Source organism: Kitasatospora sp. NPDC050543 (genome assembly GCF_044457565.1).
GTDB lineage: Bacteria > Actinomycetota > Actinomycetes > Streptomycetales > Streptomycetaceae > Kitasatospora.
In genome coordinates this window covers 138,288-160,265 of record NZ_JBITGZ010000017.1, presented here as the reverse complement: position 1 = coordinate 160,265, position 21,978 = coordinate 138,288, and the positions used below count along the sequence as shown (strand labels likewise).

Here is a 21,978-nt window from a genome sequence, read left to right as displayed (position 1 = left end):
GTGAGCGGCTGTCGGACAGCTCCCCGCCCGGCCGACCCCGCCGACCCGGCCGGGTGGGATGATTGCTCCGTGTCCGAGATATCCACCGCGCTGACCGCTCTGTGGCCGCTTACGTCGTCCGCCGAGACCGACTGGCTGCTGGAGCTCACCGGCGACGGCGTCACCGGCTTCATGCCGCCGCCCTTGCCTGACGCGGCCTGGGTGCTGAACGCCATGTACGAGCATGTGAACGGCCCGACCGAGGTCACGTACGACCAGCGCCATCGGGCGCGGCCGGCGGACGGGAGCGTCCAGCCGATGATCGTCGCGGGCATCGACCTGGACGCCGTGGGGACCGCGACCGGAGGCGGCCTGGGCCGCGCCGACCACCCGGGGGCCGACTGGCGGCGACTTCGCTGGTCGGAGCTCGCGCGGCGGACCGGCGATCCGCCGGTGCCCGACGGGCTGCTGCCGTCCCGCCGCTGCTTCCCCTCCGCCCGCAGGGACGGCAGTTGGCCCATCGGCATCATCCCGCCGACGGAGGGCAGCCTGGACCGGGAGACCTGGAACCGGCTGATCGACCTGCTCATCGCGCACAGTCCGGCAGGCACGCGGACCCGCTGTCTCGCGTACTACAACCCGTTGATGCTGCGGCACACCGACTTCGAGAACCTGCACGTGCGGGCCGGTCGGCTCGGTGACGCCGCAGCTCTGTACGACAATCCCGAGGCCGAGTTCAGCCCGTCCAACCTCTGGGCCGAGGACCGCTCCTGGGTGGTCGGCACCGACTACGACCTGTGGGCCACCAAGGTCGCGGGTCCGGCCTCTCTCGTCGCAGCCGTGCTGGGTGACGCGGAGCTGGAGGCGGTCCGGCTGCCCTGGGCTCCCTGACCGCCAGCGGGCGGCGGGGTCGGGGGCGAGGGGTGGGCTCACCGTCGCCCTTCACCAACGCAGGTATCCCATTCGTGCGAGCGCCCCGCCGATACGGGCGCGGCGGGTCGGCCGGATCCACCGGGCCCCGGCATCGTCCGGGTACTGATCAAACGTCAGGACTCCCGCACTGTCCGGACCACGATCGACTGGCATGTCCGCGGCGGGAAAACCCCTGGTCACAGGCCTGGTCATGGCGCTCCGACGGGTCTAGCATTCCCGTCACGGCAGCCCCTTCACCCCCCCGATCGGGCTGCCGGCCCCACCGGACGCGCTCGCGTCCGGTACCTCCCCCACGGCCGGAGCCCCGGGGAAACCCCCCTACCCCCGGGGGCTCCGGCCGGCGGCACGGACGAGACTCGCCGTCGTAGGCAGCCCAGCCGCTCGCGGAAGATCAGCGTCCCGATGAGGGCGGCGATCACGATGCTCGTCTCGCGCAGCGCCGCGATGGTCGCCAGGTCGCCGCGCGCCTGCGCCCAGACCACCAGGCCGTACGCCAGCAGGGACAGCACCCCGCCCGTCAGGCCGCGCCGCCAGTGCGGGCCTAGCCGGCCCAACAGCGCACGGCCCCGCCTGGTGGTCGGCGCGGGTCTGTCCGGCGCCGTCGCCACCGACGCCGCCTACGCCTGGGCGCACTGGGCTCCGCCGTCGACGCGCCCGCCGACCCCGTCACCGCCCAGCTGGCCGCGGGCCGGCTGCCCCCCTCGGCCGTCTGCCTGGCCATCAGCCACACCGGCACCACCCGGAGTACGGTCGACGCCGCGCCCGGGACGCGGGGGCGGGTGTCATCGCCGTCACCAGCACCGCGCACTCACCGCTCAGCGAAGCCAGCACCTGCACCCTGGTGGCCGGCGGCCAGGACCTGATCCTCGGGCTGGAGACCGTCGCCAGCCGCCTGGCGCACCTGGCCGTGATCGACGCCCTCGCGCTGAGCCTGCTCGGCCTGCGCGGCGCCGACGCCGACGCCGAGCACGCGCTCTACCTGTCGGCCCGGATCACCGCCGAGCACACCTACTGATCGGCACCGCCCGCGGCGGGCTGCCGGGCCCGCCACTGGTCGCCGCTGCCCCGCCACCGCTCCGGCGGCCCGGGCGGCGGCGAGGCCGGGTGGGCGGACTCAGCGCTCGCCGGCCCCGAGGGCGGCGACATCGCCACGCAGGGCGGGCAGGCTCGCGTACATGGTGCCGCCGGGGCAGTCCGTGGCCAGCCAGTCCCGGTGACCGCTGATCATCTCCACCGCCTTGGTGACGCCGTTCACCGGGTTCACGAAGGTGACGTGCGCCTGCGGGTCGAGCCCGTGCCAGCGCGTCAGGCCGGCGAGCAGCGCCGTGAGCGATTTGCGGGCCTTCTCGGTCGGCTGCTGGTCGACGAGCGTCCCGAGCAGGGCGATGCCCAGGTTGCCGGAGTTGAAGCCGGCCGTGTGGAAGGCCGTCACCACCTTGCCCGTCGCGTCGTGGGCCGGGATGCCGTCCGTGTCTGACCAGCGGCCCTCGTAGACGCGCCCGGCCTCGTCGATCAGGAAGTGGTAGCCGATGTCGCCCCAGTCCATCGTGATGGCGTGGTACTCGTAGATCGCCCGGACGGTCGCCGCCGGATCGGGGTCGGCGTTCGGGGTGTCGGTGTGATGCACGGTGAGCGTCTGGATCGGGTAGTACTTCGGCGGCGCGTTCTCGACGCCGTTCTTGATGCGCTTGGACTCGTCCGCCCCCCACGCGGCCCGGGGCAGGTAATCGATGCAGCCGAGCATGACCGACGCCGTCGCCGGCAGCGAGACCTCTCGACTCGGCCCGTGCACCGTGTCGATCGCCGCGGAGCGCACGTCGGTGGCACCGTGGGGCAGGCGCAGGTCGTAGCCCGGCGCACCGGCGGCGGCGACGAGGGCGGTGGCGTTCCGGGCCGCGTCGACCGGGGCGTGGTCGGGCCCGCCGGCGCAGCCCGCCGGCAGCGCCTGCCAGTCGCCCGGTTCGCCGCCCTCCTGGTGGAGCCTGATCTCGGCGCCCCGCTTGGGACCACTCCAGCTGACCCCGACGTAGCGGATCGGGAAGTCGGTCCGCACCACCGTGGCATCCGCACCGGCGAGGGACTCGGCACGGGTCGCCGGCACACTGACCGCCCGCCGGCCGGCCGCCTGCTGCGCACCCGCCTCCCGGCCGGCCGCGTCCAACCCCCTGGCCGCGGCGGAGGAGACGGGGGCGACGGCGACGGCAGCGGCAGCGGCGCCGATCGCTCCCATCACGGTACGGCGGTTGACCGCGGGCTTGATCTCGGACATCGGCATCCTGTCTGGGGAATGAACATGAGTGCGACCATGAACAGAACGAGGGCGAGGATGTTCGCAGTTCAACGCCCCCGGCTGACAGATGATCAGCAACGCGCAATGTACACGCTCGATCCGGCCCGCAGAGGCGCCCGGTCACCACCCGGCGGCGCAGCGCCGGGATGTGGCGGGGCGGCTCGTGCTCCGGGTGTGGAAAGCGGGGATGTCCGAGATGCTGGGAGGGCAGGCCACACCTGAGGAGGACCCCACCATGTCCGTACTCGACAAGATCAAAGGCATGATCAAGGGCCACGAGGGCACCGCCCACCAAGGAGTCGAGAAGGCCGGCGACGCCTTCGATGCGAAGACGCAGAACAAGTACCAGCGCCAGGTCGACACCGCTCAGCAGAAGATCAACGAGCAGATCGACAAGCAGCCGCCCGGCGCCGGCCAGTAGCCGCCGACGGCGCGGGCCGGCCGGCCTCGCCCTCATCCGCACCGGCGCATCGTGGGACGGCCGCCGGCGGCCGTCCTCAGCCCCAGGATTGACCCGGACTCGGCCGTGCGACCCATCGGCACACGTCGTCACCGCCGCGGCGCGCGCACGCCCACCCCCGCCTCCCAGCTCTGCAGGGCCTCCTCCACCACTCCCACTCACTCCCACCCACTCCACCGACCGCCGCGCGCCCTCACCCGTCAGACCGATCGGGTGAGCACGTGGGCGCGGTGGGGAGCCGGTCGGCAGTGGGCGCGCCTAGCGTGGATCCGCGGTGCCCCGCGCACCCCTTCCCCGCCCCCGCACCCCACAGGAGCAAGGCCCATGAGCACCAACCCCCTCTCGTCGCTGACCGGGCACTACGTACTCGACCCCGCCCACACCCAGATCGGCTTCGTGGCCAGGCACGCCATGGTCACCAAGGTGCGCGGCGCGTTCACGGAGTTCGAGGGCAGCGGGCACCTGGACGGTGAGGACCCCACCAAGTCGAGCGTGACCCTCGCCATCAAGGCCGCGAGTATCGACACCCGCAACGAGCAGCGCGACGGACACCTGCGGACCAACGACTTCCTGGACGCGCCCAACTACCCCGAGATCAAGTTCAGCTCCACCGGCGTGGAGCAACTCGGCGACAACCTGTTCCGGGTCGCCGGCGGTCTGACCATCAAGGACGTCACCCGTCCGATCAGCATCGACTTCGAGTACCAGGGCAGCGCCACCGACCCGGCCGGCAACGTGCGGCTGGGCTTCGAGGGGTCCGTCCCGATCAGCCGCAAGGACTACGGCATCACCTGGAACGCGGCTCTGGAGGGCGGGGGCGTGCTGGTGGGCGACAAGGTCGTGCTGGAGTTCGAGGTGTCCGCGATCAAGCAGGACTGACGGCGGGGCGGGTTGCGGGCGGGCCGGGGCAGCCGGACGCCCGCCCCGCCGCCGACCGCCTACGGCCGTGCGGTCGGGACCGGCCGCAGCTGCGGCCAGCGGGCGAGCATCGCCCCGCGCATCTCCGCGCTGAGCCTGCCCAGCCCGGCCAGGGCGCCACTGCCGGACTCGTCGGCGACACCGTCGGCGGCCCCGTCAGCGGTCATTCCCGCGACGACGCCCAGCCGGTGGACGAGTCGGCGGCGCGCGCTCACCGTGCCCCACGTCCAGTCCTCGTCCGGGATCCGGGCCAGGTGATCCACACCGGTGCGCTGCGCCCGCTGGACCAGGGCGTCACCGCGCAGCAGCCAGCCGGCACACGCGTCGTCGAGACCGCCCGGGAGGTCGGCGCCCGTCGCGCCGCGCCACTCCCGGCGGTACGCCTCCTCCGCCCGCGTCAGCAGCGACTCGGGAGCCGCGGTGACACACCAGCAGGTCGGGAAGCCGATCCGCAGGTAGGCGAGCTCCATCAGCCCGCTGCCCAGCGACGCCTGCTCGAAGTCCACGAACCGGACGCCGTCGCCGGTGTGCAGGTCGTTGCCGGGGCACGGATCCCCGTGCAGCAGCGCTTGCCCCGGCGCCGCGGCGAGCCGTGCCACCAGGTCATCGAGCTCGTCTGGCACCGTCGACGCGACGTCGACCTCGAGCGCCTCGGCCAGCGCCAGGAAGGAGCCGGCGTCCGCCTTGGTCGGCCCCTGCCAGCGTGGGAGGGCGTCGGCGTCCCCGGGGCCGGCGGTGGCGTGCAGCCGGGCCAGTGTCGCCGCGTACTCGACGATCCAGTCGCCGGCCGGGCGCCGGTGGTCGAGATGCTCCAGGACCAGTACCCGCTCACCGGGGTCCACGCCGAGCAACGCGGGCGCCAGCGGGCGCTCCGCGCGGGCGGCGATCCGCAGTGCGGTCACCTCCCGCGCGAAGCGCTGCGCCGCGTCGGGCCCGTCGACGATCTGCTTCACCACCACCTGCGACGCGGGCAGTTCGACCCGCCACACCCGTGAGCGCGGGCTGCTGTCCAGGCGGCAGGCCCGCCCCGGCTCGCCCAGCCCGGCCCGCAGCTCGTCCCCGAACGGTATCCGCGACATGGGTCGATCCTTGCACGGACCGCTCAACTGTGCGGCCGGGAGATCAAATTGACCGACAGTCCGGAGGACCGGGGTGGCGGGTGGGGTGACGGCAGGATCAACAGTGCGGGAGGTTGCAGTTGAAGCCCTGCGCGTGATCGGCATCGATCCGCCGATCCCACGAATTCCGCCAGGCGTTCGGAGTGCCACGCATTCGGCGCGCCACCGCGAGGATGGTGGCATCCGGGGTGTTCAACCGCCAATACGTCAATTCCGGTACTCCGCAGTGATCCACGGTGGAATCGTTCGCCCGCCGGGGAGCGCGCGGGTAGCGGTCGGCGCGCGCCTGTGCGCCCGGCGCGCCCTGCATGCCCGGCGCGCTACTTCTTCGTACCGTCCACGATCACCGGCGTGCCGGACGCGCCGCACGGGCTGGCGTAGACCGGGTTCTTCTCCGCGGCGGCCTTGAACGCATCGATGCACTGGCTCATCAGGATCTTGTCGGTCAGCGAGTTGGCTATCACCGAGTTGGCGGCCGCGGTGCTCTCGGACTCGATCTTCCGCTTCTCGGCCTCGGCCTTCGCGGTCTTCACCGCCGCCTCGGCCTGGGCGGTGCTCTGGTCCTGCTGGATCTTCTGGTCGATCGCCTTCTGCAGGCCGTCGCTCGGCCTGACGTTGCGCAGGTTGACGCCGTTCACGAGGATGCCGCGCGGAGCCAGACGCTCCGTGATCAACTTGTCGATCTCGGCGCTGATCGCCTCGCGCTGGGAGCTGTAACCCTCGACGCTGGTGTGGCGGGCGAACACGTTACGCACGATCTCGCGGCTGTCGGGGTAGACCAGGCGCTGCTGGACGGCCTCGCCGCTGCCGGCCAGCCGGTACAGCGCGAGGGCGTGCTCGGGATCGATCGACCACTTGACGGTGAGGTCGGCGTTCAGCACGCCACCCTCGGAGGATCGGACCTCCACCGTGTCGTCCCCGGTGAGGTTGAGGTCGGTGGGGCGGATCGAGAAGGTGGTCACATCGGTCACGGGGGACTTCAGGTGCACACCGGACTTCCACGTCCCGTCGACCTTGCCGAGCGTGGTGGGCACCCCCACCTCGTACGGCTGGACGACGTACACGAAGGTGCTGAGACCGAGGAGGAGCCCGAGGGCCCCGACCGTGAGGCCGGTGAGCGTCGCGAGGCGGAAGCCGACGGCCCGGCGTCTGCGGAGTACGACCAGCGTGGTGCCCGCGAGGAGGAGCAGGACGGAGAAGTAGAGCATCGTCACTCTTTCGGATTCCGGCGGTGAGACGCCCGAAGCCTAGACAGGCCCGGGGCTGGCGAGAGACCTGTTGGGATGATGTTCATCAAAGATCACGTCGGATGACCAGGTCGGCCCGAGGCCGCGGGTGTCAGATCCGCCCGATCAGGGCGTACCGCTCGTCCTGGACCGGCCCGCCCCAGAGGTCCTCCTGCTCACCGAGTGGTTCGATCCGGACCTCGGCCACCAGCGGTCGCACCGCGTCCGCCAGCACCTCGGCGGTGACCCCGCCACTCCACGGCAACGCCTGCGCCCCGACCACATAGGGCACGCCGTGCTGTCCGGACTCGCGCCAGCGGCCCTCCACCAGCACCAGACGGCCCCCCGGCCGCAGGCGCCCGACCCACGCGCGCAGCGCGGCCTGCGGATCGGGCAGGGTCCACACCAGGTGCCGCGACAGCACGACGTCGAAGACCTCGTCACCGATCGGCGGCACGGCCGCGTCACCGGCCAGGAACCGGCCCGCCAGACCCGCGGCGGTCAGCTTCGCCCGAGCCTGCTCCACCATGCGCGGTGCCAGGTCGATCCCCGTCACCCGGTGTCCGGCCGCAGCCAGCAGCTGGGACAGCGAGCCGGTGCCGCACCCGACGTCCAGGACGTCGGCCGGCCCGGACGGCAGCCAGCCCGCCAGCAGCCGTGCCCAGGCGGCGGCGTGTGCGCGGCCCGCAGCCCGTGGTCGGGCTCGTCGTCGAAGGAGGACGCGGCGGCGTCCCAGTAGCGGGCGATCGCGGCGGGGGTGTCGGTCATACGCCGCATCCTGGCATCCGCCACCGACAACGGCGGCCTGTGCCGGAGGACCTCGGGCGATCGAGGTGCCGGGGCCCACGGTGCCGTATCAGTCGGGACGCCCGGCGGGCGTGGACGGGGCGTACCGACGGCACCGCGGGACCCTGACCGGCCGTCATGGTCGTGCCTGCTCGGGCCGATCGCCGCGCCCGGTCTCGCGCACCCGGCCGGCGGCCGTGGCCACGGCCACGCGGGGGACCCGGCCCGGCGGAGGGAGGTTGCAGCGCCCCTGTCAAGCCCGGAGGCCTTCGAGCAAGGTGCCCGTACCCGCCGGGAAGCTCTCGGCGCGCCGCTGACCAGCTCCGATGATCCGCCCCGGTCGACCGACGAGCGGGTGGCCGGGTGCGCCGATCGGCCCGGTTGGCGCTACCGTGCCGCCATGAGCTTCGATCCGCAGGCGGGCTTCAGCGCACCGCCGGCCTCCGCCAACGGCGACGACCGCCGCGTGGGGCCGGGTGCGCCCGGTGCGGTGCGCCGGCACGAGGACACCCGCCCGCACGCGGCTCTCGGCCACTCCCCCATCGCCTATGTCTCCGTGCAGCTCTGGGACGAGCTGGCCCGCCTCGCCATCGCCCCTGCCGCCACCGACGCCACGGTCCTCGCCCTGCTGCGGGTCATCGCCGCCGGCGCCGTGGACGCCGCGCTGGCCCCCGGCAACGAGGGCGCGCCACGGGACGACCTCTACGTCTGCCACCCCGCGTACATCGGGTCGGAGCGCCATACGGTGTGGTTCCAGCGCAACGGCCCGCGCGGGCCCATCACCGCCCTGCTCCCGCCGGAGCGGTGAGCCCGGAGCGGTCAGGCCGGAGCGGTCAGGCCGGAGCGGTCAGCGCCCGGGTGGTGAACCCGGCGCGTCGCCGCCGGCCGGTGAGCCGGTACGCGGCGCGGTCGGCCGGGGTCAGGAGCCGCCCATGGGCTGCCAGCCGCCGAACCGGCCGCCGGCGCTCTGGCGGTTGTCGTACAGACGGCCGTCGACGCCGATGGTCACCAGGTCCACCAGCCCGTCCCGGTCCACCCCGGCGGCGGGCACCCCGACGACGAACGCCCCCAGGTCGGTCCACCCGCCGAAGGCCCCGCCGCGCCCCTGGCTGCTCACACTGACGCCGCCGCTGCGGTTGCGCACGGCCAGCACCATCCGCTGCCCGGCCACCGGCCCCGCGGTGGCCACCGCAGCCTCCCCGGTACCGCCCTGGTCGGCGCCCGCGCCGATCGGGCTGCTCCCCGCCACCCAGCCACCGCCCGGCGACCCCTGCCGGAGGTTCATCGTGTACGAGTCGGTGGTCTGCCGCAGCGGGTCCGGCGTGTCCAGCTGCCGGTAGAACAGCTCCAGCCGGCCGTCCGCCGCCGTACCCACCGTGATGCCGCTGCTCGGGGAGATCAGCGGGAAGCCGGGGTCGAAGGCGAGTGGAGCGTTGGGGGCGGGCTGCGCCCAGTGCCGGACGGCGGTCGTCCGGTCGGGCGCCACGGCCACCGCGAACAGCTCGATCCGGCCGTCCCGGCCGGTGACGGCGGTGGGCGCGCCCTGGATGCCGCTCTCGCCCAGGTCGGCCCAGCCGCCCCAGCCGCCGTCCGCCGACTGCTGCGCGGTGCTGACGCCGCCTCCGCGGTTGCGGACGAACAGCTGGAGGCGACCGTCGGCGTTGGCGGCCACGACCGGGGTGCTGACCTGGAGTGCGTCGTTGGTCAGCGAGGACCCGGCGGAGATGGTGTTGGGGCTGCCGAGGGAGGACCAGTCCCAGCCTCCGTCGGGGCGCTGGGAGCAGAGGAAGATCTCCCCGGTGTCCGCCCGCTGGGTGAAGACGCGGAGCAGGCCGTCCCGGTCCTGCCCCACCGACAGGCCCGCGGTCAGCGGGCCGTCGGGGCTGCCGAGCGTGTTCGGGCCGCGCCAGACCTTCCGCCCGTCCTCGGCCCATTCGTAGAGCAGGCCGCCCTCCACCACGAAGGCGTGTAGGGCCCCGGCCCGGTCACGGGCGACCGCCTGGGTCGACCGCGGGACCCGCGGGTACTGCCGGGACTGCCAGCACTTGTACTGCCCGCTGACGGCGCACTCGGCGGTGCCGGGAACCGCGGCGAGCTGGGAGTCCTTGGGCACGTAGGCGCCCTCGAAGGTGATGTGCTTGCCGACCGCCTGGTCCGAGGAGAGGTTGGCGGGCGAGTTGGCGATGTTGTAGTCGCGGTGGTGCTCGGAGACGACGCGCCGGTGGTTCCGGGCGCCGTACTGCGCCACCGCCGCGTCGGCGAACCAGGCCGCCGAGATGTGGTCGGGGTGGTCGTGCTGGGGCAGCTGGGGGTAGAGCAGCGGATCGGGCGCCGGGTCCTGCATGCGGACCAGGGTGGCGAGGTCGTCACCCAGCAGCCCGCTCAGGAACGAGATCAGGGCGTCCCTGTCGTAGCGCTGGGGCCACACCTCGCCGGGGCCGTCCATGTCGAGGGTCTCGGTGGACAGGGCGGGGTCGTTCCACAGCTTGCGCAGCGCGTCGCCGCCGAGGTGGCCACTGTCGGCCTCCTCCGGCAGGTTGAGGAACACCACCTGCACCGCGTCGCCTCCGTTGAGCCGGAAGCGTTCGGCGACCGGACCGCCGGCGACCGGGCGGTACTCGTCCTTCGTCCAGCAGCCGTTGCCGTCCTCGCCGCAACCCTGAGCGCCCGCCATGTGTGCGTAGGCCAGCCGGATTCCGGCCTGTCGGTCGCGCGCGTAGGCCTCACCGCGGTTGGCGTCACCGGCGGTCAGGTAGACGGTCTCGACCGGGATGCCGGCCCGGATGCCGTTCAGCAGGTCCGGATTCATGAAGAGCAGATCGTCGTCCTCGTGCGCGACGATCTGCACGATCCGGCCCGTGCCCTGCCCGGCGTGGGCCTGCGGGACCGACCAGGTCGGCAGTAGCCCCATCGCCAGCGCCGGTACGGACGCCAGTGCCGCTGCCACCGCGACGGCCCATATTCGCTTCACGAGGATCCCCTGGACGATTCTTGGTCCAGGGAGACTACCAACGGCTCAGAACACCCCAGAACGGACAGAACGGCTCAGCACGGCTCAGCACCCCGGGCATCCCTTAGCACTGACTGAGGCACAGGCCAACCGGCCCGCGCCCGTTAGCGACGCACGTCACACCCCGACCGGGGGGCGCTGACCCCCCGTCGGAGGTGCGCCGGGACCGCCGGGCACCGGGCGGTGGACGGCGGTGAGCCGACGGTGCGCCGGCGGCGGACGGGCGGCCGGCGCGGGCGGAGCCGGAGAAGGCCTGGTCGGGGGCAGAGCGCGGCCAGTCTGCGGAGTCGCCCCAGGCGGGGAACGGGTCGTCGCACGCCGTCCGGATAGCGAACCGCCGCGCACTCCGCGCCGCCCGGCAGGCAGTGCGCGAGTGCGGCGTGAAGTTCCTCACGGCGCAGCGCCGTGCCGATGACGGCGAGCTCCTGCATCGCCGCAGTGTGGCCAAGATCACAGGCGGGTTCCCGGTCCCGGGTCTTCCCACGACCGGGCGCCGGACCGCGACCGGGCTCCGGCGCAGGCTGGTGATGCCGTACTCCGACGCCTCCGGCACGTGGTCGCCGTTGAGCTCGGCGACCCAGCCGGGGCCTCGTTCGCCCGGGTCGGATCGGACAGCCCGGCACCCAGGACGCTGAAGGCCGACCCGGCTCCGGCCCGGCAACGCCGACCGAGCGAGCGGGAACGCCGAACGCCAGGTGCGACGGCACCTGGCGTTCGAGTTGCGGCTCGTTGCCGTTCGTTGCGGCTCTATACCGTCGGCCTCGCCCCTGGCCGCCGGAGCGCTCCCCCGGCCCGACTGATGACGATCTGTCAACAGCCTCCGATGGCGACTCCCGCACCGACCGCGGTCGGGTGTCGATCCGGTGGGCGCAGTGGCACCGCCCGACGGCGGAGTGCCGTCAGCGGTCGGCGATCAGCTTGCCGGCCGCACCCCAACTGTCGATCGGCACCTCGTGGATCCACACCTGAACGGTCTCGGCCGGGATCTGGTAGGCGTCCACGAAGGCGTCGGTGATCCGGGCCACCAGGTCGCGCTTGAGCTCGACGTCACGGGGGCCCTGCTGAACGGTGACGATGGGCATGTCCTGCTCCTCGATGGGGCGGGCCGGCACCGGCCGTTCCGGTGTGCTCCGCCTTCGGGAACAGTTCACCCCGAAGCCCCCCGCCCCACCCAGACCCGAATCACTCTCGCAGCGATCACCGATCCTGATCGTTGCAGGTCAGCGGTGCTCGACAGGCCCTGAGCAGCAGCTCGACCGAGGGCGGAACAGCAGCGGAGCGCACCATCAGCGAGGTGGGCAGCGCAAGCCCGGGGGCGGCGAACGGCACGAAGGTGACCCGGGGGACACGCATCATCCGTGCGTTCTGCGCGTACACCACCGTCCACATCGGGGTGCCGGTCCCGATCGTGGCGAGCGTGTCCTGCAGATGGCAGGCGGAAGGACCGGCGATCGGCTCGAACCCGGCCTGCCGACAGGCGTTCAGAACCAGCTCGACCAGGGTGGGGTGGTTGCGCCGTTCGGTCAGCCGCAAGGGCAGCTCGGCCAGCTCCGGCAGGGTGATGCGGGCGCGGCCGGCCAGCGGGTGCCTGGCCGGCAGGGCGGCCACCAACTCGTCCTGCCAGAGCGGGATCTCGCTGAGTCCCGGGCTCGGCTGCGAAAGGCCCCCGCGGACGAGGGCCGCGTCGAGGCGGCCGTCCGTGAGCCGGGCCAGCCGCTCCCTCACCGGGAGTGCGATCAGCTCCAGCTGGAGCCCCGGGGCGTGCTGATCGTAGGCGTCCAGGATCCGGTCGAGCCGCTCGCCCAGCGCCGTGATGGTGCCGAGCCGCAGCGCACCGGACGGTCCGCCCGCCAGCCCGGCGGCGACCGCACGGGCGGCGTCCTCGGCGCTGAGTACGGCCCTGGCGGCGGGCAGGAACGCCTCCCCGGCGGGCGTCAGGCGTACCAGCCGGGGCCCCCGGTCGAACAGCTGGACCTTCAACTCCCGTTCGAGTCGGCGGATCTGCTGGCTGACGGCGGGCTGGCCGATCAGCAGCCGCTCGGCGGCCCGCCCGAAGTGCAGCTCCTCCGCGACGGTGGCGAAGTACCTCAGCTGCCGCAGCTCCATCGGCCCTCCCCTCCTCGGTGCCCGGTCCCGGCCACGCTCTCGTCGTGGGTGCGATCACGGCCTCGGCCATCCTGCCGCATCGGGCCGGCGGGACCGGTACGGGGCCTGAGCGCGGACTGTCTGGGTCGATCGGCGGCTGCCGTGCTGCACTCCTGGTCGGACGGCCCGGGGGGCGACCTGCCGGCCGCGCGTCCGGCTCCGATGCTCGGGGCGACGGGTCGGCCAGCCGCCCGTTCCACAGCCCGCAGCTGCCGGAGCCGGCGAGCTCCGGCGGTGTTCGGGACTACCGCCGGCGGCCCGACCGGGCACCCGCGTGGCCGCCAACCGTGCGGTTGTCGGCGCGGGAGCCGCCGGGGTCGGGGTCCGGCGGGTATTCAGGGGTGATGTTCCTGTTGCACGCTGCTGAGCATCGCCGTGGCCACGCTTACCCGAGCCGGCGGCAGCCGGGGCGAACGAGGCCGGACCGCGCGTGTCTGGCGCACCGGGCGGGCGCCCGGCCATCGGCCTCGGCCGCCTCGGTGCCTGGGTCCGCCCGGTCGTCCCGGCCGTCGTCCACGCGGTCTTGCGGGCCCGAGTACCCGCACGCTCGAACGGCCCGGGCGTGGACCCTCGCCCGGGCCGCGGCCCGGCGCCGGGCACGGGCCGTGGTGGTCACGCGATGACCCGTCCGGACCGGAGGGCGCCCAAACCGCGCGGAGCGGCCGGACCCGCGCGCCGGGTGCCGGCACCGAAGCCACCGCGCGATCGTGGCCCGGGCGTCCCACCCGGCCTGCGGCGGACGTCCGAGTACGCCTGGCGCCTGCTGGTGATCGCGGGCGCCGCGTACCTGGTGCTGATCGTGCTCGGGCGGTTCCACCTGATCACGCTCGCCTTCTTCCTGGCGCTCGTGGTGACCTCCGTGCTCCGCCCCGTGGTGGACCTGCTGGCCCGCAAGCTCCCCAGAGCGCTCGCCGTGCTGTTCAGCCTGGTGGGGGCGTTGCTACTGGTGGCCGGCCTGCTGGCCCTGGTCGGGAACACCGTGGCCGGCGAGGCGCCCAGCCTCGGCCGCGAGTTCCAGGGCGGTGTGGACCAGCTCGAACGCCTGGCCAAGAACGGGCCCTTCCACGTCAACGCCCAGGCCTTCGACGACCTGCGGGGGAAGATCACCACCTTCATCTCGGAGCACCGCTCGACGCTCATCAGCACGGCGGTCAGCGGCGCCGGACGAGTGATCGAGCTGGCGACCGGCGCCGCGCTCTCGCTGTTCGTCTCGGTATTCCTCCTCCACTCCGGCGACCGGATCTGGCGCTGGCTGGAGGGCCAGCTCCCCCTGCGTGCCAGGAGCCGGTGGGACCTGGCCGGCCGCGCCGCCTGGCGGACCTTCGCCGGCTACACGCGCGGCATCGTGATCGTCGCCGCGTCCAACGCCGTGCTGGTCGGCATCGCGCTGTTCCTGCTCGGTGTCCCGCTCGCCCTGCCGCTGACCCTGCTGGAGTTCTTCGCCTCCTTCGTCCCGCTGGTCGGCTCGCCGATCGCGATGGCCGTCGCGTCGGTGGTCGCCCTCGCCGCCAAGGGGCCGGTGATCGCGATCATCGTCCTGCTGCTGATCGTCGTCATCGGCCAGATCGAGGGCCACGTGCTGCACCCGCTGGTGATGAGCTGGGCGGTCAGCCTGCACCCCATCGTGGTGGCCGTCTCGGTGCTCGTGGGCAGCATCGCCGCCGGAGTGATCGGCGCGGTGGTCGCCGTCCCCGCCGTCTCGGTGATCTGGTCCGTCATCAGCGCCCTGCGAGGCGCCGGAACCGTCCCGCTCCAGCCGGAGCGGGACGAACCGGACTCACCCTGAGCACGCCGCCCGGGGACGCTCACCCTCGGGCGCCGAGGTCCGGGCGGCGAACTCACCGGCCGGACCTGAGCTGCCTGATCTTCACGGTGTGCGGCCCGGCCGAGGCTCAACCGAGGAGTTCGGCGACCAGGAGGGCGAAGTCCTCCGGGGACAGCACCCTGACGCCGAGCTCCTCGGCCTTGGCACGCTTGGAGCCCGCCTTCTCCCCCGCGACCAGGAGGGTCGTGCGCTTGGAGACGCTGGAGGAGGCCTTGCCGCCGGCGCGCTCGATCAGCTCGTTCATCTCGGTGCGCGAGAGCGCCGCGAGCGGGCCGGTCATGGTGCCCGTGACCACCACGGCCTGGCCGGCCAGCACCCCGGCGGCCGGGTCGGCCCCCGCCTCCCCCGCCGCCCCGGCTGCCTGCGGTCGCTGCGGCGTGGTCTCGGCGGTGCCCACGCCGAGCGCCGCGAGCCGCTCGAGGACGGCCGCCAGCTCGGCCAGCTCGCCGACGACCACCGCCGCCTTCTCCGGGCCGATGCCCTCGACCTCCGCCAGCGCCTGGGCGTCGGCCGCACGGATCGCGGCCATGGAGCCGAAGTGGGCGGCGATCCGGCGGGACATCGAACGGCCGGTGCCGCGTACGCCGAGCGCGCAGAACACCCGGTGCAGCGGCTGGGCCTTCGCCGTCTCGATCGCCGCCAACAGGTTGTCGGCGCTGGTCTCCCCCATCCGGTCCAGCCCCAGCAGCTGCTCCTTGGTCAGGGTGAACAGGTCCGCCAGGTCCGCGACCAGTCCGGCGTCCACCAGGTGCACTGCCCGGGTACCGCCGAGGCCCTCGATGTCCAGCTGGTCGCGCCCCGCGGCGTACCGGATGGAGGCGACGGCCTGGCAGCCGCGGCCCCGTACGCATCGCCAGCGCTGCTGCGAGGTGTCGATGTCGTCGCCGCAGCGGGGACACGCGCTCGGGAACTCGATCGGCTGCTCGGCACCGGTGCGCTGCTCGACCAGCGGGGCCTCGACCCGGGGGATCACGTCCCCGGCGCGGTGGACGAAGACCTGGTCACCGATCAGCAGCCCGCGCCGGGTGATGTCGGCGGGATTGTGGAGGGTGGCGTACGTGATCGTGACGCCGTCGACCTCGACCGGCTCCAGCACCGCGCGGGGCGCGATGACGCCGGTGCGGCCGACGTTCCACTCCACGCCGAGCAGCCGGGTGACCTTGTGCACGGCCGGGAGCTTGTAGGCGATCGCCCAGCGCGGCGCGCGCGAGCCGGAGCCGGCCTGCTCCTGATCGGCGGCCGCGTCGGCCTTCACCACGATTCCGTCGATACCGAACGGCAGCTCGGCACGCAGCGCCGCGATCTCCTCGACCAGGTCCTGCACCTGCGCCACGCTCTCGCAGCGACGCGGCCGGGCCGCCGTGCTGGCGGCGGTGTTGGCACCGAGGCCGGCGAGGCGGGCGAGGAGCTCGCTGTGGGCGAGGTCGGGCAGGCCGAGAGCCGAGTAGGCGAAGAACGTCAGCTCGATCCGGTACGGCCGGTCCTTGGCCCGCAGGGTGCCCGCCGCGCCGTTGCGCGGGTTGGCGAAGGGGGTCGCCGCGTGCGCGATGCGGACGGCGTTGGCGTGCTCGAACTGCTCCTGGGTGAGCAGGACCTCGCCGCGCAGCTCGACGTCCAACGGCTCGCCCAGGGTCTCGGGCAGGCCGAGGATCGCGTCGGCGGCGTGCGAGATGTCCTCGCCCGCGAGGCCGTCGCCCCGGGTGATCAACCGGACCAGCCGACCCGCGCGGTAGCGGGCGGCGACCGCCAGGCCGTCCAGCTTGGGCTCGACGCACCACCCGGCCACCGGACGGGAGAGCCGCCGCTCCAGGCCGGCGGCCCAGAGGATCAGCTCCTCGGGCGTGAACACGTTGTCCAGGCTCAGCATCGGCACGCTGTGCGGGACATCCCCGCCGGCCGCGCCACCGGCCACCTTGCCGGTGGGCGACTGCGGCAGCAGCTGCTCGGGGTGCTCGCTCTCGTACGCGGCGATCGAGCGGAGCAGGGCGTCGTACTCGTCGTCGCCCAGCGGGGTGGAGCCGTCGGCGTAGTAGGCGGCGGCCGCCTCGACGGCGGCGGCCACGGCATCGGCGTAGGCGGTGGGGGAGGCCGGAACGGCTGCGTCCTTCATGTCGAACATCATCTCGAACAGCACTGACAATCGGCGGGACGACCGGGACGCGGTGGGAGAGGTCCGGGCGATGAGGAGCCGCAGGGGCGGAGGCGGAGCTGGGCGGCGGGGAGGGGGCCGGGCTGGGCGGGGACGGGGCCGGCCGGGCCGGGCGCGCACCCTAGAGTGTCCGGGCCCGGCGGCGGGCCTCTGATCGGGCGCAATGGCCCCTGGCGTCCGACCGCCTGTCATATGCCGGTACGTCTCCGGGCGGAGAGCCCGGCCCATCGGGCGCCCCGCGACCTACGCTCCTGTCATGCGCACACCACACATGAAGCGTTTCGGACTGTCCGTGATCATGGCTCTCGTCCTCGGCCTGTTCGCCCTGGGTACGCCGGCACACGCCGACACCCCGGTGCTGACGGTCAGTACCGACAAGCCGACCGCGACCCCGGGCTCCTCGGTCACCCTGACCCTGACCTTCACCAATGTGCACGACAGCGAGGTGCGGTTCGTCTACCAGTCCATCCAGCCGACGTACCCCACCACTCAGGTCACCGGCCTGAAGTACGCCTTCAGCTCCTGCGGCGGCAGCGTCACCGCCTGCGACACCGGCCTCACCAGTGGACTCGTCCACCAGAGCGTGCCGGTCGCGGCCGGCGCCAGCACCACCGTGACGCTCACCTACGACATCGCGGCGGACTCCGCCTGCGGCGCGCGGATCGACTTCTACTCCTACCTCTACTACGAGTTCCAGTCCGGCGCGGCCTCCGACTCCGGGATCTACGGCGTGCCCGGCAACGAGGTCGTCTGCTCCTGAGCGCAAGCGGCCTGCGCGACAGCGGCCGGGCCGGGGTGACCACTCCCCCGAGCCCGGCCGCTCGGCCGCATCGCCGGTCGAGGCTCGACTGCTCCCCGGCAGCCGCCGCGCTGCCGGATGCCGGATGCCGGGGACGGAGCCCCGGCGCGGGCTTACCCGGCCGATCAAGAATCCGTGGGGAGGACGGGGTGGGCTCTCAGGAGTTGGACCAGCCGCGGGAGCTGAGCACCAGACGGTAGCCGTCCGGGTCCTGCACGGTGACCCCGAACTCGTCCCAGTACGGGTTGTGGGCCGGCACGCGGACGCCGCCGTGCTGCTCCAGCCGCTCGACCAGCTCGGCCGGGACCGGCTCGCCGAGGTAGATCACCAGAAGGTCCTCGACCCCCGGGCGGGATTCGGCGGCCTGGGCGGGGTCGTCGACCAGCTCCAGGTGCCATGCGGCGTCGGGCCAGCCCGCCATCAGCAGGGAGTGGTCGCCGGTGCTGCCGCTCCCCTCGTGGCGGTAGAGCACGTCCAGACCGAGGCCACCGGTCCAGAAGCGATCGGCGGCCGCCAGATCGCGGGTCGGGCGGGCGATGCGGACATGGGACGTGGCGTTGGCCGGCACGGGATGATCCTTTCCTCTGGAGGCTCCAAGGTATCGAGGTGCGGGCGCCCTGGGATCGGCCCATGGTCCTACGTCGGGCGTCCTGGTCCCGCGCTGCGGAGCAGCCCTGGCCAAGGGGGTGCGGTCAGAACCGGACCGGCGTTGCCCCCAGGTAGCGCAGGACCGCGAGGACCCTTCGGTGCTCGCTGTCCGTTCGGGGCAGGTCCAGCTTGGCGAAGATGCCCGCGACGTGCTTCTCGACGGCTCGCTGAGTGATCGTCATCGACCGGGCGACCGCCGAGTTGGTCAGGCCCTGGGCCATCAGCACCAGCACCTGGCGCTCCCGGGGGCTCAGCGCGTCCAGGCCGTTGCTCTGCTGACGGGTGCTCATCAGCTGGCGGACCACCTCGGGGTCGAGGGCCGTGCCGCCCGCCGCCACCCGGTGGACCGCCTCGACGAACTCGTCCACGTCGGCGACCCGCTCCTTGAGCAGGTAGCCGATCCCGGCGGCGCCGGTGGCGAGGAGCCGGGAGGTGTAGCGGGTCTCGATGTACTGGGAGAAGAGGAGTACGCCGAGGCGCGGGTGCTCCAGCCGCAGCGCGATGGCCGCGCGCAGCCCCTCGTCGGTGTGACCGGGCGGCATCCGGATATCGGCGATGACCAGGTCGGGCTTGTGTTCTGCCACGGCGGTGTTCAGGGCCCCGGCATCGGCGACCGCGGCGGCCACCTCCAGGTCGCGGTCGGTCAGCAGTTGGACCATGCCGTGCCGCAGTACGGCCGCGTCCTCGGCGATGACAATGCGCATCTGGTGTTCCCGGTGCTCTCGTGGTCCTACTGGTCTCGTGGTTCTGGCGGCTTCGTCGTCCTGGTGCTCCCGGGAGCGTTCCGCCGGGGACTGTCCGCCGGTGTTCGGCCCACGCTCCGCCTCCCCGCTGCCCCGGGTGGACAGGGGGCGTGACGCCTGGTCACGTGGGCAGCTCCACGGTAACGGTCGTAGGGCCCCCTTCGGGACTTCGGATCAGCAGCCTGCCGTCCACCGTCCGCACCCGTTCGGCCAGGCCCGCCAGACCGCTGCCGCCTGCGCCGGCGGCGCCGGGCACCATGACCGCTCCGCCGCGGCCGTCGTCCTGGACCCGCAGGATCAGGGCGTCGCCCCGGTGGGTGGCCTCCAGCTCGACCAGGGCGGCCCCAGAGTGCCGGGCGGCGTTGCTGAGCAGCTCCGAGGCGCAGAAGTAGGCGATGGTCTCGACGGACTCGGGCAGGCGGGCGGGGACGTCGACCCGCAGGCGGACCGGGACGCCGGTGCGGCAGGCGAGCGACTCCAGGGCCGCGTCCAGGCCGGTGTCCAGGACGGGTGGGTGGATGCCGCGCACCAGGTCGCGCAGCTCGGTGATGGCGATGTGGGCGTTGCCGAGCGCCTGCTCGACCAGCTCGCGCCCGCGTTCGAGATCCGGTGGTGCCACCGCGTTGTCCGGGCCGCTCGGTGCCAGCTTGCTGCGGGCGGAGGACAGGGCCATGACGAGGGCGATCAGTTGCGCCTGGGCGCCGTCGTGCAGGTCCCGCTCGATCCGGCGCAGTGTCATCGCCGAGTCCTGGACGGCCAGTGCCCTGGTCTCCTCCAAGTCCCTGACCCGCTCCTGGAGGAACGCGGAGCGGCGACGGGCACCGAGCAGGCCGCGCGCGGTGAAGCGGACCAGGCTCCGCATCAGGCTGGCGGACCACGCCGACAGGGCGGTGACCAGCAGGCCGGCGAGGGTGACCAGCAGGATCCGCGGCCAGGTGTCCAGCGCCAGCGTGCCGATGCTCAGCCCGCGATGTCCGTCGGCACGGGCCACGCGCCACCACAGTGGGTAGAGGACGGCGGCCAGTCCGTAGAGCCTGAGCCCGACCGTCAGCAGCAGGGCCAGGACGCTCAGCGGCGCGGCGAGCAGGGCGAAGGTGGCCGCGCGCCACCCGATGCCGCCCATGGCGGCCGCGCGGAGCGCGCTCGGTCCGCTCGGCAGCGACTTGACGGGGGCCTCGATGGACTCGCGCAGCAGGACGCGCAGCAGCCATCGGTGCACGTCGCCGATCCGGCGGGCGAGCGTGAGCGCTCCGGCGAGCAGCGGGATACCCAGATGGGTGATGGCCAGCAGCAGGCCCAGGACGAGCATGGGGTACATGAGGAGCGCGCCGAGCACGCCGGGCAGTGGCATGACGACGGCATACGCGAGCTCCCGCCAGTCGGCGCCCGTCACCGGGACGCCGAGCAGGCGCAGGCCGCGGCCCACCGGTCGGAGCCTCGTCGACTCCGCTTCGGAACCGCTCGGCCCGCCCGGCTGCCCGGGGGCCGCCTGGCCACCATGGCCGCTGAGGCCTGCCAGCTGGTCCTGTTTCACACCGTCGCCTCTTCCGCCTCGGGTCACTGTCCCCGCCGCTGTCCCCGCCGGCACCTCAGCTTCTGCCTCAGCTTCGGCCTGACGCGGGATCACGCCGCCACCGCGGGAGCCGGACGCACCGTCAGCAGACGCACCAGTGGCACCGTCGAGGAGAGCATGACCAGCAGTACCACCGCACCCGCGATGCCGGCCCAGACGTCAGCGGGCAGATCCGCCGGGCCCAGGCCGCCGAGTCGGGCCATCGGGGCGACCGACGCACCGGCGACGAGCGCGCCGAGCCCCAGCGCGGCAGCGGACACGATCACTCCTTCGAGCAGCAACATCCGGATCAGCTGGCCAGAGCAGGCTCCCACCAACCGCAGCAGCGCGACCTCGCGGCGCCTCTCCAGCATCAGCATCACCAGGGTGTTGGCGGCGACCAGGGCGGCGAACCCCGCGTACAGCGCGGTACCGAACAGGTCGATCCAGGACGGTTCGGCCCGGCCCGCCAGCGCGCTGAGCTTGGCCAACGCGAAGGCGACGACCAGCGTAACCGGAGTGATCGCCGCCGAGAGCCGCCGGGACCTGGCTCGGCTGTTGGCCACCGCGAGCTCGCCCAACGCCCCGAAGAGCCTGAACGGGACGCCGGCCAGCGCGGAGGCGAGCCGGCCCAGCAGCGGCCCGGCCAGCCCGATCGCCACCAGGTGGGCGAGCAGGAGCAGCGGGATCCGCTCGGCCACCCGGTCGGCCGGCCCGGAGGTGATGGCCCGGCGCAGTACCACCGCCCCCGCGAGGACGCCCAGCGCCAGCAGTACCCGCAGGACGGTGACGCCGCTGCCGGGCACCGCGGCCTCCCCCAGTGCGGCCGCGGGGCGGGAGCGGGCGGAGCGCCAGGCGGCCAGCAACCCGCCGAGCAGCGAGGTCACCAGCAGGACGGCGGCTGCGGCCAGGGCCGGGGGCCAACCGACCGTCAGCCGGACTCCGGGCGGCACCAGCCCCTGCTCCGTCATCGAGCCGAACCACCACCGGGCCAGCAGCACACCCAGGCCGTACCCCACCGGCAGTGCGGCCACGGCCGTGAGCAGCGCCTCGACCGCGACCATCCGCCGCACCTGCCACGGACCGGCGCCGATCGCGCGCAGCAGCGCCGTCTCACGCCGGCGTTGGGAGACCGCGAGTGACGTCACCTGGGCGATCACGAAGATCGAGAGGTAGATCGTCACCAGCGTGAACGCGACGCCCATCAGGCTCAGCTCCTCGCGCTGCTCGGAGGCGGGCGCGCCGGAGGCTGAGACCAGGACGGCCACCGAGGCGGTGATCACCGTTGCGGAGAGGACCAGCGCTGAGAACACGCCGGCGGCGGCCGCCGGGCGGGCGCGCAGGGAGGTACGGGCGAGGCCGGTGGTCATGCCGCCACCCCCTGCGGTTCGGTGGCC

The 21,978-nt window shown here is 73.5% G+C and carries 18 protein-coding genes and 1 pseudogene; 7 read left to right on the top strand and 12 right to left on the bottom strand.

Annotated features, from left to right (window positions below; translation table 11 throughout):
* Nucleotides 1-69 precede the first annotated feature (69 nt).
* Both ACIBH3_RS21870 and ACIBH3_RS21865 read left to right on the top strand, forming a co-directional pair.
* On the top strand, nucleotides 70-870 hold the full coding sequence (locus ACIBH3_RS21870; protein ID WP_396313695.1) for a hypothetical protein: 801 nt from the start codon (nucleotides 70-72) through the stop codon (nucleotides 868-870).
* Between the two features lie 883 nt (nucleotides 871-1,753).
* Nucleotides 1,754-1,927: a hypothetical protein gene (locus ACIBH3_RS21865; RefSeq protein WP_396313694.1), complete on the top strand. Its 174-nt coding sequence runs from the start codon at nucleotides 1,754-1,756 to the stop codon at nucleotides 1,925-1,927.
* Nucleotides 1,928-2,026: 99 nt separating this feature from the next.
* Here ACIBH3_RS21865 and ACIBH3_RS21860 read toward each other — a convergent pair whose 3' ends face one another.
* Nucleotides 2,027-3,181, bottom strand: coding sequence for a peptidoglycan recognition family protein (locus ACIBH3_RS21860; protein WP_396313693.1), 1,155 nt, complete (start codon nucleotides 3,179-3,181; stop codon nucleotides 2,027-2,029).
* Between the two features lie 256 nt (nucleotides 3,182-3,437).
* Between ACIBH3_RS21860 and ACIBH3_RS21855 the strand changes: the two genes are divergently transcribed.
* On the top strand, nucleotides 3,438-3,623 hold the full coding sequence (locus ACIBH3_RS21855; protein ID WP_396313692.1) for an antitoxin: 186 nt from the start codon (nucleotides 3,438-3,440) through the stop codon (nucleotides 3,621-3,623).
* 363 nt (nucleotides 3,624-3,986) lie between these two features.
* Nucleotides 3,987-4,541: a YceI family protein gene (locus ACIBH3_RS21850; protein WP_396313691.1), complete on the top strand. Its 555-nt coding sequence runs from the start codon at nucleotides 3,987-3,989 to the stop codon at nucleotides 4,539-4,541.
* Nucleotides 4,542-4,600: 59 nt separating this feature from the next.
* On the opposite strand, the gene ACIBH3_RS21845 is transcribed toward ACIBH3_RS21850, so the two are convergent.
* From ACIBH3_RS21845 to ACIBH3_RS21835, 3 genes and pseudogenes are all read right to left on the bottom strand, one after another.
* The gene (locus ACIBH3_RS21845) at nucleotides 4,601-5,659 is read right to left on the bottom strand and encodes a phosphotransferase family protein (protein WP_396313690.1); all 1,059 of its coding nucleotides are present in this window, start codon (nucleotides 5,657-5,659) and stop codon (nucleotides 4,601-4,603) included.
* A gap of 359 nt (nucleotides 5,660-6,018) precedes the next feature.
* On the bottom strand, nucleotides 6,019-6,906 hold the full coding sequence (locus tag ACIBH3_RS21840) for a prohibitin family protein (protein ID WP_396313689.1): 888 nt from the start codon (nucleotides 6,904-6,906) through the stop codon (nucleotides 6,019-6,021).
* Nucleotides 6,907-7,036: 130 nt separating this feature from the next.
* Nucleotides 7,037-7,692 (bottom strand): annotated as a pseudogene (locus ACIBH3_RS21835) (class I SAM-dependent methyltransferase).
* Between the two features lie 418 nt (nucleotides 7,693-8,110).
* Between ACIBH3_RS21835 and ACIBH3_RS21830 the strand changes: the two are divergent.
* A complete protein-coding gene (locus ACIBH3_RS21830; RefSeq protein ID WP_396313688.1) occupies nucleotides 8,111-8,518 on the top strand; it encodes a hypothetical protein in 408 nt (135 codons plus the stop codon).
* 111 nt (nucleotides 8,519-8,629) lie between these two features.
* On the opposite strand, the gene ACIBH3_RS21825 is transcribed toward ACIBH3_RS21830, so the two are convergent.
* The 3 genes from ACIBH3_RS21825 to ACIBH3_RS21815 all read right to left on the bottom strand — a co-directional run bounded on the left by ACIBH3_RS21825 (nucleotide 8,630) and on the right by ACIBH3_RS21815 (nucleotide 12,826).
* The gene (locus ACIBH3_RS21825; RefSeq protein WP_396313687.1) at nucleotides 8,630-10,681 is read right to left on the bottom strand and encodes a hypothetical protein; all 2,052 of its coding nucleotides are present in this window, start codon (nucleotides 10,679-10,681) and stop codon (nucleotides 8,630-8,632) included.
* Between the two features lie 938 nt (nucleotides 10,682-11,619).
* A complete protein-coding gene (dmpI, locus tag ACIBH3_RS21820) occupies nucleotides 11,620-11,802 on the bottom strand; it encodes a 4-oxalocrotonate tautomerase DmpI (RefSeq protein ID WP_396313686.1) in 183 nt (60 codons plus the stop codon).
* A gap of 115 nt (nucleotides 11,803-11,917) precedes the next feature.
* Nucleotides 11,918-12,826: a LysR substrate-binding domain-containing protein gene (locus ACIBH3_RS21815; RefSeq protein ID WP_396313685.1), complete on the bottom strand. Its 909-nt coding sequence runs from the start codon at nucleotides 12,824-12,826 to the stop codon at nucleotides 11,918-11,920.
* Nucleotides 12,827-13,484: 658 nt separating this feature from the next.
* Here ACIBH3_RS21815 and ACIBH3_RS21810 point away from each other — a divergent pair.
* A complete protein-coding gene (locus ACIBH3_RS21810) occupies nucleotides 13,485-14,651 on the top strand; it encodes an AI-2E family transporter (protein WP_396313684.1) in 1,167 nt (388 codons plus the stop codon).
* A gap of 106 nt (nucleotides 14,652-14,757) precedes the next feature.
* Here the strand turns inward: ACIBH3_RS21810 and ligA are convergent, their stop codons facing one another.
* A complete protein-coding gene (ligA, locus tag ACIBH3_RS21805; protein WP_396313707.1) occupies nucleotides 14,758-16,809 on the bottom strand; it encodes an NAD-dependent DNA ligase LigA in 2,052 nt (683 codons plus the stop codon).
* Between the two features lie 286 nt (nucleotides 16,810-17,095).
* On the opposite strand from ligA, the gene ACIBH3_RS21800 reads away from it, so the two are divergent.
* Nucleotides 17,096-17,599 carry a hypothetical protein gene (locus ACIBH3_RS21800; protein ID WP_396313683.1) on the top strand — a complete coding sequence of 168 codons (504 nt, stop codon included), beginning with the start codon at nucleotides 17,096-17,098 and terminating at the stop codon, nucleotides 17,597-17,599.
* A gap of 196 nt (nucleotides 17,600-17,795) precedes the next feature.
* Here the strand turns inward: ACIBH3_RS21800 and ACIBH3_RS21795 are convergent, their stop codons facing one another.
* The 4 genes from ACIBH3_RS21795 to ACIBH3_RS21780 form a co-directional block, all read right to left on the bottom strand.
* A complete protein-coding gene (locus ACIBH3_RS21795; RefSeq protein WP_396313682.1) occupies nucleotides 17,796-18,206 on the bottom strand; it encodes a VOC family protein in 411 nt (136 codons plus the stop codon).
* 124 nt (nucleotides 18,207-18,330) lie between these two features.
* Nucleotides 18,331-18,990 (bottom strand): response regulator, encoded by a 660-nt coding sequence (locus ACIBH3_RS21790; protein WP_396313681.1) that lies wholly within the window; start codon nucleotides 18,988-18,990, stop codon nucleotides 18,331-18,333.
* Between the two features lie 160 nt (nucleotides 18,991-19,150).
* Nucleotides 19,151-20,455 carry a sensor histidine kinase gene (locus ACIBH3_RS21785; RefSeq protein ID WP_396313680.1) on the bottom strand — a complete coding sequence of 435 codons (1,305 nt, stop codon included), beginning with the start codon at nucleotides 20,453-20,455 and terminating at the stop codon, nucleotides 19,151-19,153.
* Nucleotides 20,456-20,652: 197 nt separating this feature from the next.
* Nucleotides 20,653-21,951, bottom strand: a complete 1,299-nt coding sequence (locus ACIBH3_RS21780) for an FtsX-like permease family protein (RefSeq protein WP_396313679.1) — start codon at nucleotides 21,949-21,951, stop codon at nucleotides 20,653-20,655.
* Nucleotides 21,952-21,978 lie beyond the last annotated feature (27 nt).